The 10,401-nt window shown below is 72.6% G+C and carries 9 protein-coding genes and 2 tRNA genes; 6 read left to right on the forward strand and 5 right to left on the reverse strand.

The window, feature by feature from the left end; all coding sequences use genetic code 11:
* Positions 1 to 94: 94 nt before the first annotated feature.
* Both ACH9D3_RS10420 and ACH9D3_RS10425 read left to right on the forward strand, forming a co-directional pair.
* Positions 95 to 168 (forward strand) — tRNA-Ile (locus tag ACH9D3_RS10420).
* A 167-nt stretch (positions 169 to 335) separates the two neighbouring features.
* A tRNA-Ala gene (locus ACH9D3_RS10425) sits at positions 336 to 411 on the forward strand.
* Between the two features lie 182 nt (positions 412 to 593).
* Here ACH9D3_RS10425 and ACH9D3_RS10430 read toward each other — a convergent pair.
* Positions 594 to 1,466, reverse strand: a complete 873-nt coding sequence (locus ACH9D3_RS10430; protein WP_396410843.1) for a hypothetical protein — start codon at positions 1,464 to 1,466, stop codon at positions 594 to 596.
* A gap of 160 nt (positions 1,467 to 1,626) precedes the next feature.
* Here ACH9D3_RS10430 and ACH9D3_RS10435 point away from each other — a divergent pair, with 160 nt between their 5' ends.
* The 4 genes from ACH9D3_RS10435 (at position 1,627) to ACH9D3_RS10450 (ending at position 5,594) form a co-directional block, all read left to right on the forward strand.
* Positions 1,627 to 2,172 (forward strand): peptidylprolyl isomerase, encoded by a 546-nt coding sequence (locus ACH9D3_RS10435; RefSeq protein ID WP_396400045.1) that lies wholly within the window; start codon positions 1,627 to 1,629, stop codon positions 2,170 to 2,172.
* Positions 2,173 to 2,324: 152 nt separating this feature from the next.
* On the forward strand, positions 2,325 to 3,122 hold the full coding sequence (locus ACH9D3_RS10440) for a rhomboid family intramembrane serine protease (protein WP_396410844.1): 798 nt from the start codon (positions 2,325 to 2,327) through the stop codon (positions 3,120 to 3,122).
* A 334-nt stretch (positions 3,123 to 3,456) separates the two neighbouring features.
* Complete coding sequence (locus tag ACH9D3_RS10445) at positions 3,457 to 4,149, forward strand: response regulator transcription factor (protein ID WP_396400048.1); 693 nt, start codon at positions 3,457 to 3,459, stop codon at positions 4,147 to 4,149.
* The gene (locus ACH9D3_RS10450) at positions 4,146 to 5,594 is read left to right on the forward strand and encodes a sensor histidine kinase (RefSeq protein WP_396400050.1); all 1,449 of its coding nucleotides are present in this window, start codon (positions 4,146 to 4,148) and stop codon (positions 5,592 to 5,594) included. Before ACH9D3_RS10445 ends, ACH9D3_RS10450 begins: the two co-directional genes overlap by 4 nt.
* A gap of 8 nt (positions 5,595 to 5,602) precedes the next feature.
* On the opposite strand, the gene ACH9D3_RS10455 is transcribed toward ACH9D3_RS10450, so the two are convergent.
* From ACH9D3_RS10455 to ACH9D3_RS10470, 4 genes are all read right to left on the reverse strand, one after another.
* Positions 5,603 to 6,403: an FCD domain-containing protein gene (locus ACH9D3_RS10455; protein ID WP_396410845.1), complete on the reverse strand. Its 801-nt coding sequence runs from the start codon at positions 6,401 to 6,403 to the stop codon at positions 5,603 to 5,605.
* Positions 6,400 to 7,401, reverse strand: a complete 1,002-nt coding sequence (locus tag ACH9D3_RS10460; protein WP_396400053.1) for a zinc-binding dehydrogenase — start codon at positions 7,399 to 7,401, stop codon at positions 6,400 to 6,402. Before ACH9D3_RS10460 ends, ACH9D3_RS10455 begins: the two co-directional genes overlap by 4 nt.
* 88 nt (positions 7,402 to 7,489) lie before the next feature.
* Entirely contained in the window at positions 7,490 to 8,335 is an 846-nt protein-coding gene (locus ACH9D3_RS10465) for an MSMEG_6728 family protein (RefSeq protein WP_396400054.1), read from the reverse strand.
* A 182-nt stretch (positions 8,336 to 8,517) separates the two neighbouring features.
* Positions 8,518 to 10,194, reverse strand: coding sequence for a thiamine pyrophosphate-dependent enzyme (locus tag ACH9D3_RS10470; RefSeq protein WP_396410846.1), 1,677 nt, complete (start codon positions 10,192 to 10,194; stop codon positions 8,518 to 8,520).
* Positions 10,195 to 10,401: the final 207 nt, after the last annotated feature.

A 10,401-nucleotide genomic window follows, 5' to 3' on the forward strand; every position in this document is an offset into this window, starting at 1 on the left:
GGGCGCGTTCACCGGGGTCCGGGCCGGACCCCGGTGATTTGGCACGGGACGGCAACTCCGGTAACGTTTCTACTCGGTCCGCAAGGGCCGGAAAGGGCGTATAGCTCAGACGGTTAGAGCGCTTCGCTGATAACGAAGAGGTCCCAGGTTCAATTCCTGGTACGCCCACGGTTCCCTTTTCCGCAGGTCAGGAGGCAGGCGTGAACAGGAAAATGGCTGCAGGTCTCGCCCTCGTCGGGGCATCCGTCGCGGTGCTCAGCAAGCTCCGGGAGGCCTCCGCCGACCGGACCGCCTGGGCGGACGCCACCGACGAGGTGGAGTAGCCCGGACCCAGCGGGGGCGTGGCGCAATTGGTAGCGCATCTGCTTTGCAAGCAGAGGGTTAGGGGTTCGAGTCCCCTCGCCTCCACCACACCGGATCCCGATCGAGCGCCTGCTCGGTCGGGATTTCTTCTGCCCGGCGGCGGGCGAACACCTCCGACGAGGCGGCCCTGCCTCCGCCGCGGCCCCCGCACCTCGCCAGGGCACGCCTGGACCACGGCAGAGGCCCCGTTCCCGGGCGGGAACGGGGCCTCGTGCGGAGACGGAGAGGGGTCAGGACTCGTTCTCGTCCTTCTTGCCCTGGATCTGCTCCTTGACCTCGTGGATCGTGGTCTTGGCGTCCTCGCCGACGTTCTTGGCGTTGTCCTTGACCTCGGAGGCGGTCTCCGAGACACCGCCGGACCGGCCGGCCGAGGTGGTCGCGTCCTTGGCGTCGTCGACCTGCACACCGGTGCCGGCGGCCACGGTCGACTGCTGGCCGACCGGGGACGCGGTCACGCGCGGGGACGTGGCCGCAGGGGTCTTCCAGGGGTCCTCGACCGGGCGCGACGCCTTCCAGGCGGCCACGCCGGCCGCGCCGCCGGCCACGAGAAGGCCCAGGAGCAGCAGGCCCTTGTGCGACTTCTCGGCCTTCCGCTGCTGCTTGGCGTAGTCCTTGGCGACCTTCGAAGCCGCCTTCTTCGCGTTGGCCACGGCCTTCTTGTCGCCGGTCAGCTTCGTGACGATCGCCTCGAGCTGCTCCGGGGTGTCCGCGTCGGCGAACTTGCCCGCCAGCAGGGCGGCGGCACCGGCGTACTTCGCCTGCACCGCGGCACGGCTCTCGGCGGCCCGGTCCGCGGCCTTCGCGGCCGCAGGGCCTGCGGTCTTGGCGGCCTTCGCCGCGACGGGCGCGGTCACCGCGGCCGCCTTCAGCTTCGCGGAGCCGGAGAGGTCGTGGGCCCGGCCGAGGCCCTCCTGGACCTTCGGCCCGGCGGTCGCGACGCCACCGGCCAGTGCGGCGGCGCCCGCCTCGACACCGTGCTGGAGCTTGGGCGCCAGTTCACCGATCTCCTTGGACGCCCACTTGCCGGCGTCCATGACCTTGCTCTCGGCGGCCTTCTGCGCCGCGACGGTCTTCTTCTGGCTCTTGGACTTCTTGAAGCTCATGAATCCATCCCTCCTTCGGGTCGTGACAATCCATGGTCAGCATACGGGCAGAGCCGTCGCGGCAGGAGGGAGAGCCGCGCAATCCCGGGCTTTTTCACTGTGCGCTGAACCCTGTGACGGCGCCTGGGGAGGCCTCCGGGGACCGTGCAAGAATGAGCACATGACTTCTGCCAACCCCACCGCCAAGGCGACCATCCACACCAACCACGGCGACATCGTCGTGAACCTGTTCGGCAACCACGCCCCGAAGACCGTGCGGAACTTCATCGGTCTCTCGGACGGCAGCCAGGAGTGGAACGACCCGCGCACCGGCGAGAAGCAGACCGGCCCCCTGTACCAGGACGTGGTCTTCCACCGGATCATCCGGGACTTCATGATCCAGGGCGGGGACCCCCTCGGCCAGGGCGTCGGCGGACCCGGCTACGAGTTCGACGACGAGATCCACCCCGAGCTCGACTTCAACGAGCCCTACATCCTGGCGATGGCGAACGCCGGCAAGCGCAACGGCAAGGGCACCAACGGGTCCCAGTTCTTCATCACCACGGCGCCCACCACCTGGCTGCAGGGCAAGCACACGATCTTCGGCGAGGTGGCCGACGACGCGTCCCGGAAGGTCGTCGACGAGCTCAACCAGGTCCGCACCGGCGGCGGCGACCGCCCGGTCGAGGACGCCGTGATCACCTCGATCGACATCGAGCAGCTCTAGATCCGAGCAGGATCCACCGTCTCCTGACCCGGCGCCGCCGGGGAGGGGACCAGCGGCGCCGCCCGTCCGGAGCGATCCGGACGGGCCTGCGCCGTTCCCGTCCACCCCTGTCCAGCGATCCGGGCCGACAGGCCGGCCCACGAGGAGTTCCAGTGAGCGGCGAGCGACCGCAGTACGGCGCGTCCACCGGGGGAGACGTCCCGGTGTGCCCGCGCCATCCCGACCGACCGGCGTACGTCCGGTGCCAGCGGTGCGGCCGACCGACGTGCCCGGAGTGCCAGCGCACGGCCGCGGTGGGCGTCCACTGCGTCGACTGCGTGCAGGAGGCCACCCGCTCGCGCCCCGCCGTCCGCACGAGCCTCGGCGGACGGGCGGCCCACGGCTCGGCGATGCTCGTCACGTGGTGGCTCATCGGTGCCAACGCGGTGGTCTACGCGCTGCAGTGGCTCGGCCAGGCGGTGGGCGTGAGCCTGACGCAGCTGTTCGCCTACGCCCCGGTGAGCACGACCACCGAGCCGTGGCGCATGCTCACGAGCGGTTTCCTGCACTCGATGTCCAGCCCGCTGCACCTGGTGCTGAACATGTACATGCTGTACCTGTTCGGGCGCATGCTCGAACCCGCACTGGGCCGCGGCCGGTTCCTGCTGCTGTTCCTGCTCTCCGTCCTGGGCGGTTCCCTGGGCGTCCTGGTGCTCTCGCACCCTCTCGCGTACGTGGTCGGCGCGTCCGGCGGGGTGTTCGGCCTCTTCGGAGCGCTCTTCGTGCTCCAGCGTCACCTCGGGCAGTCCATCACGCCCGTCGCCGTGCTGATCGGTGTCAATGTCGTCTTCGGTTTCCTCTTCCCCGGCATCGCCTGGCAGGCGCACCTGGGAGGCCTCCTCGCCGGGGCCCTCGTCGCGTTCGGCTACACGGCCGCGACGCGCAGGCGGCGCAGCGCCCGGAGCCGGTGACCGTGCACCCCGGATCACAGGGTGCACCCCCAGGACTCCAGGGTTCTCCACAGGTCCGGTCCCCAGGTGTCGACAAGTTACACCGCTGGAATTCCACAGCTGTGAGCACCGGTGTGGACAGTGCCGGGGCGGCTTCCACAGCTGTTAATAACGCTGTGGAGAGCGAACTGTGCACACAGTTCTCCACACCTGTGGACAACGTTGTGCACCGGTTGGGGAGAAGACCGGGGACCTCGTCGTCGGGCACGGCGTCCTCAACGGATCCTCAGGACGGGTAGGCCAGACTGGAGCGGGGCGGACCGCTGCGCTCCCACGGACGAGGAGGGGAGGACGCGTGCGCGTGCTGGTGGTGGACGACGAGGTGGACCTCGCGGAGTCGCTGCGCCGCGGCCTCACGAACGAGGGCTTCGTCGTCGACGTGGCCCACGACGGCATCACCGGGGGCTGGCTGGCCCGGGAGAACCCCTACGACGTCGTGGTCCTGGACCTCATGCTCCCGGGCAGGAACGGCTACGCCGTGCTCGAGGACCTGCGCGCCGCCGAGAACTGGGTCCCCGTCCTGATGCTCACGGCCAAGGACGGCGAGTACGACCAGACCGACGCGTTCGACCTGGGGGCCGACGACTACCTCACCAAGCCCTTCAGCTTCCTCGTGCTCGTCGCCCGGCTGCGTGCGCTCATCCGCCGGGGGGCGCCCGAGCGGCCGGTGGTGCTCACGGTCGGGTCCCTCCAGCTCGACCCCGTCCGCCGGAGCGTGACCCGGCGCGGGCGACCCCTCGAGCTCACCGCCAAGGAGTACGTCATCCTCCAGTACCTGATGCAGAACCGGGAGAAGGTCGTCTCCAAGCTGGAGATCATGGACAACGCCTGGGACGCCGGCTTCGAGGGCTCCGAGAACATCGTGGAGGTCTACGTGGGCTACCTCCGGAAGAAGATCGACGCCCCCTTCGGCCTCTCGACCCTGCAGACCGTCCGCGGCATGGGGTACCGGCTGGTCCCCGACGAGGCCGGGGCGCCGGCGCCGTGACCCGCGGGAGGCGGGGCGTCCTCGACCGGTGGGGGGTGCGGGAGCGCAGCACGGCCGCCGCGGCCCTGCTCATCCTCCTCGTGGTGGCCGTGGCCGGTGCCGTGCTCCTCGAGGTCCTGAACCGCGCCGCCGTGGGCGCCGCGCACGACCAGGCCGCGGCGCGGCAGACCGAGATCCTGCAGGACCTCGGCCTGCCCTGGGGGCCCCGCAGCGCCGGCGGCACCGCCGGGGAGACGGCCGTGTACACGCGGGCGGGTCTCGGCGAGCTCATGCTCCGGCTGGGCCGCCCGGGGGTGATCGTGCAGCTCCAGGACGCCGAGGGCCGGGTGGTGGCCGCGTCCCCCGCCAGCGCGCTGACCCAGGACCTGTCCGTGCCGGTCCTGGAGCCCGGACAGTCCTCCGACTCCGCGGCGGGCGACGAGGGACCCGCGCTCCGGACCGACGACTTCGTGTATGTCGCGCACGGCATGTACATTAACGACGTACCTCTCACGCTCACCGTGGCCGTGCCCATGGCCCTGCAGCAGGGCACGATCGAGACGGTGTCCCTGTTCCTGCTGGTCGGGGGTCCCGTGCTGGCGCTCCTCGGGGCCGCGCTCATGTGGTTGCTGGTCGGCCGTTCGCTCGCCCCGGTGCGCCGCATCACCCGGCAGGTCCGGGGCATCGGCACAACCCGCCTGGGGGAGCGCGTGGAGGTGCCCCCCACGCGGGACGAGATCGCCGTGCTCGCCACCACCATGAACGGGATGCTGGACCGGCTCCAGGCGTCCGACCGCGCGCAGCGCCGGTTCGTCGCGGACGCCTCCCACGAGCTCCGCAGCCCTCTCGCCACCCTCACCACCACGATCGAGGTGGCCGCCTCCGACCCGTCCGGGACGACGTGGCCCGAGGTGGCCCCCGTGCTCAGGTCCCAGGCACGCCGGATGGGACGGCTCGTGGAGGACCTCCTGACCCTCGCCAAGGTCGACGACGCCGGGCTGCGGCTGCGCACCGCGGACACCGACCTGGACGAGGTGGTCCGGGAGGAGGTCGCCCGGATGCGCCCGGTCTCGCGGCACGAGGTGCGCGTGCACGTGGACCCCGTGCGGGTCCGGGGGGACACCAGCCGGCTGCAGCAGGTGCTCCGCAACCTGCTCTCGAACGCGGAGCGGCACGCGGAGACCTGGATCGCCGTGTCCCTGCGGGCGGAGGGCGAGGACGCGGTCGTGACCGTGGACAACGACGGCGACACCATCCCGCCCGCCGACCGGGAGCGGGTCTTCGAGCGGTTCGTGCGCCTCGACGGCTCCCGGACCCGGGACACGGGCGGATCAGGGCTGGGCCTGGCCATCAGCCGGGAGATCGTCACGGCCCACGGCGGCACGGTCAGCGCGGGCGAGGATCCCCGGGGCCACTGCCGTTTCGAGGTCCGCCTCCCGCGGGAGGGCGGGGAGCCCGAGGGCTGAGCGGCCGCTCAGTACCCCGTCGCGGCGGCCCCCCAGACCTGCCCGGTGAGCTCCGCGACGTGCTCCTCGGGCGCGTGCTGGACGCGCAGGGCCTGCGCCACGAGCCGCTCCGCGGTCGAGGCGAGGTGCTCCCGCATGGCGCGGCCCGCGGCCTCCCCGTCCCGGGCCAGGACGGCCTGCACCAGCGGGTCGTGCTCCCGCGCGAGCTCGGCGACCGGCCGGCGCGCCGTGGCCGCCACGACCGCCAGGAAGGACGTGGTGGTGCGCAGCCGCTCCACGAGCCCGACCGCCTGGGTGTTGCCGGCCACCCGCAGGAGCAGCCGGTGCAGCCCCTCGTCGGCGTCGACGGTCGCCTCGAGGTCCCCGGTCCGGGCCGCCTCGTGCAGCGCCTCCCACTGGACCCGGACCCGGTCGAGCTCCGCCGGCTCCGCGAGGAGGGCGACCCGCCGGGCCGCCGGCACCTCCAGGGCGGTGCGCACCGCGAAGACCTCCGCGACGTCGGTGGGGCTGACCTGCACGATCTCGAAGCCCCGGTTGCGGTGGAACCGGACCAGTCCGGCCTCGCCCAGCCGCAGCAGTCCCTCCCGCACCGGGCTGCGGGAGACGTCCATGGCGGAGGCCAGCTGCTGCACCGAGTACAGCCGCCCGGGCTCCATCTCCCCGGCCGTGATCGCCCGGCGCACCGCGCTCATCACCTGCACGGCGAGCGAGCTCCCGGTCGTGGCGCTGACGGACGGCAGCGCGGGGGCCGCCGGGCCGGAGCGGCCGTCGGCCGGCGGCCCGGCCACGGGGAGGGGTGCGGTGGTCACGGCGTGACGGTCAGCTTGATGTCCCCGGGACGGTGCTCCTCGGCCCGCTGCATGGCCTCGGCGATCCGTTCTAGGGGGTACACGGGCCCGAGACAGTGCTCCACGTCGATCTCGCCCTCGGAGATCCGGCGCAGGGCCTCCCGGAAGGACGTCAGCCCGGGCTCGGCCTGCGCCGCCACGGAGCACTGCAGCCTCAGGTTCTTGCGGAACGCACTCCACAGCGGGACCTCGGTCGGTCCGAGGCGCTCCGGCAGGCCGAAGAACCCGACGATCCCGCGTCCGGCCGCGAGCTCGACCGCCTGGTCGCGCAGCACGTCGTGCCCCACGGCCTCGATCACCAGGTCGGCGCCCCGGCCCCCGCTCACGTCGGCCACGACCGCGGCGAGGTCCTCGTCGGGCACGTGCACGGGGACGGCACCCAGCCTCCGGGCGACGTCGAGCCGGCTCGTGTCGAGGTCGGAGGCGACGACGTGCTCGAAGCCCAGCCGCCGGGCCTCCTCCACGAAGAACAGGCCGGCGGAGCCGGCACCCATGACCACGCACGTGTGCGCCCGGCGGGCGGGTGTCTCCACGGGCCAGAACTGGCGCATGGCGTAGAGGCACGTGCCGTACTGCTGGGCCATCATGAGCCGGCGCAGCTGCAGGGAGTCCCCCGGGTCCGTGCCGGCGGGCAGCTCGACGACGTGCAGGTCGTCCAGCAGCTGGAGCTCCGCGAAGCACCCGCCCATCTCGCCCGGGGGGACCGTCAGCACGAGAGCGCCCTCCGGGACGTGCTCCGACCGGGACTCGACCACCACTCCGACCCCCTCGTGACCGGGGTAGCCGGGGCGCCGCGGGCCCTCGGCGTGGAGCAGCCCGTGGAAGGCCGCGTGCAGATCCGATCCGCAGATCGAGGCGTGCAGCATGCGCACGACCAGCTGACCGGGTGCGCGGGCCTGCGGATCGGGCCAGTCGGTGACGGTGACCGTTCCCGTGGCGGGGACGTGGGACCCTCGCATGCGCGCCTCCTGGTGTCCGGCGCGACAGGCGCGCGATGGGTGACATGCTACCCAGGGTTCGTCCGCGCGGACCGTGCATGACGCCTGATTAATGGATCGGTGCGCCCCGTGTCGCGCCCACGTCCTCCGCGGGGACCGCGAAGACGGGGCGGTGGGACTGCAGCCGCGCGGGCGCGGGCAGCTCCCGGCGCAGGGCCCGGTCCCCGCGCTCGAGCTCGAGGGAGAACCCCGCGACGGCGTGGTGCACGTTCTCGCTCAGCACCGCGCGCTCCACGACCTGCTCGGGGCCCGGGGGGCCGTGCAGCAGCAGCACCGGCTCGCCCTCCCGCAGCTCCTGCTCGACCCGTTCCACCGCCTGCATCCAGTGGCTCTCCCGCACGCCGGCCGGGACGCGGAACGGCACGACGACGGCGTCCCCGGCCGCCTCGTGCGCCGCGGGCGCCAGGACCCACGCGCGGAGGCCCTGCGGCGGCTCGGCGGGGGGCGTGCGGCCGTCCGCGGGCACGGGCCAGACGTAGTCCAGCTCGGTGGGGTCGTCGGGGAAGACCGGGCGGTAGAGCTCCTCGTCCTTGCGCAGCAGGTTCGACCGGTGCGAGCGGTGCAGCGCGTCGTCGCCGAGCCACGCGGGCGGCGAGGTCGCGCCGTCGTCGGGCCAGCGGTCCCAGGCCCCGGGGTCGAACTCGCGGATCTGCCACCCCGTGCTGTCGGCCCCGCCTCGGGCGGTCCACTCGTCGACCATCGCGCGACCGTAGGCGACCAGCGCCGGAACGTGCCCCGTCCACATCGCCGTGGCCGGGTGGCGGTACCACCCGTAGCCGGGCACGGTGGCGGCTCGCAGCACCTGCAGGGTCTCCACCCGCTGCTTCCCGAGCCGCTTGCGGTCGAGGACGCGTGCGCAGCGGGCGAAGTCCGGATAGGGGAGGAAGGTCTGCACCGCCCCAGTGTCCTACGGATCCGCCGGATCCACCACCGGACGACGGACCCGCCGACCCCGGCCCCCGGGCCGAGGCCCTGTGGCCCCGAGGCCCGGACTCCCGGAGGCCCTGAGGCCCCGTGGTCCGGGCGGACGCGCGGGGCCGGGCCGGCGCATCCGCCCGGTGGCCGGCCGAGGGCGGGTCAGTAGGCCTTGACGCGCTGCTCCACGATCAGGTGGACCAGGGCGAACTTCCTGTCCTCGTCGATCGCCCGCAGGGCGGCCTCGAGCGCGCCGGGGATCTCGGCGTCGGACTCCACCCGCACCCCGAACCCGCCGAAGGCCTCGGCCATGAGGGCGAAGTCGGGGTTCTTCAGCTGGGTGCCGGAGACCCGGTCCGGGTAGTCCCGCTCCTGGTGGGTGCGGATGGTGCCGTACTCCTGGTTGTCCATCACGATCACCAGCGGAGTGGCCCCGTACTGGGCCGCGGTGGCCAGCTCCTGGCCGTTCATGAGGAACTCGCCGTCCCCGGCGATCGTCACCACGCGCCGTCCCGGGAAGCGCAGGGACGCGGCCACCGCCGAGGGCACCGAGTAGCCCATCGAGCCGTTGCGGGCCGAGATCATGGACGCGTAGCCCTGGGTCGGGAAGTACCGGTGGGCCCAGTTGGTGTGCTCCCCGGCCCCGAACGTCACCATCGCATCGGTGGGCAGGCCGGCCACGAGGTTCGCCATCAGGGTGTCCATCCGGGCCGGGCCCTCGGCCGGCTCCCGGGAGGCGGGGGTGGAGAACTCGACCTGCTGCGCCCGCAGCCGTCCCGTCCACTCCTTCCACGCGTGCTTGGCCGGCAGGTCGATGCGGACCAGGTCGCGCACGAACACGTCGGGCCTGGCCACGATCTGGTAGGACACCGGCCCGGAGCGTCCGCGCAGGGACGGGTCGATGGTGACCAGGAAGTTCTTCTTGTTCCAGTCCTGACGGACCAGGAACCCGTTGGTGACCACGTCCCCGGGGACCGTTCCCACGAACACCAGCAGGTCGGTCTCCTCGAGCATGTCGAAGGTCGGCTGGGGGCGGCCGTAGCCGATCGGACCCACGTAGGAGGGGGAGTCGAACGGGACGGTGCCCTCGGTGCGCCACTCCGCGGCGGCCGGCAGGTGGTGCTCCTCCAGCCACGTCGTCAGCCCCTGGGCGCCGGCGGGCGTCCAGTCGTTGCCGCCGGTCACGAACAGGGGCTTCTCCGCACCCATGAGGGCGTCGCGCAGGGCCTTCCAGTCGTTGACGGTCATCCCGCCGTGGGCCACGGGGATCGGCGGGTGCAGGGTCGCGTCGATCTCCCGCGTGATGATGTCCTCGGGCAGCCCGACCACCACGGGCCCGGGCCTCCCGGAGCTCGCGGCGAACATCGCCTCGGCCACGATCTCGGAGGCCCGCTCGGCGTGGTCGAGGACCATCACGCGCTTGGCCCCGGAGTCGAACCAGGCGTGCGGGTCGAACTCCTGGAACGCCTCCCGGTCCCGGTGCTCGAACGGGATCAGGCCCACGAACAGGACCATGGGTGTGGAGTCCTGCCAGGAGGTGTGCAGGCCCACGTGCGCGTTGGCCGCACCGGGGCCGCGGGTCACCATCGCGACCCCGGGCACGGAGTTCATCTTGCCGTCGGCCTCGGCCATGTAGGCGGCACCGCCCTCGTGCCGGCACACGACGGTCTGGATCGGGGAGCGGTGCAGCCCGTCGAGCACGTCCAGGTAGCTCTCACCGGGCACCACGTAGGTGCGCTCGACGCCGTGGGCCACGAGCGTGTCCACGATGACGTGGCCCGCCGACTTGCGGGCGGTGGTCTGTGCGGGAGATGCGGGATCCGCAGCGGTCTGGGTCAACGTAGGTCCTTTTCGCCGTTGAAAATGGAGCGGCGGGACAGGGCAGGGCAGGCGGACGCCTGCTCGGGCCCGGCCCTCGCGCAGTTCTTCCGAAAATACCCGATGGAGACGGCGGCCCGTGTCCTGGCGGTCACGGAGGGGTGAAGAACGTCGCACGGCACGCGGGCTGCGCCGTGAGTCGGCCCGCGGACGGGACACAGGTCGCGC

Source organism: Kocuria kalidii (assembly GCF_044462225.1).
Classification (GTDB): Bacteria; Actinomycetota; Actinomycetes; order Actinomycetales; family Micrococcaceae; genus Kocuria; species Kocuria kalidii.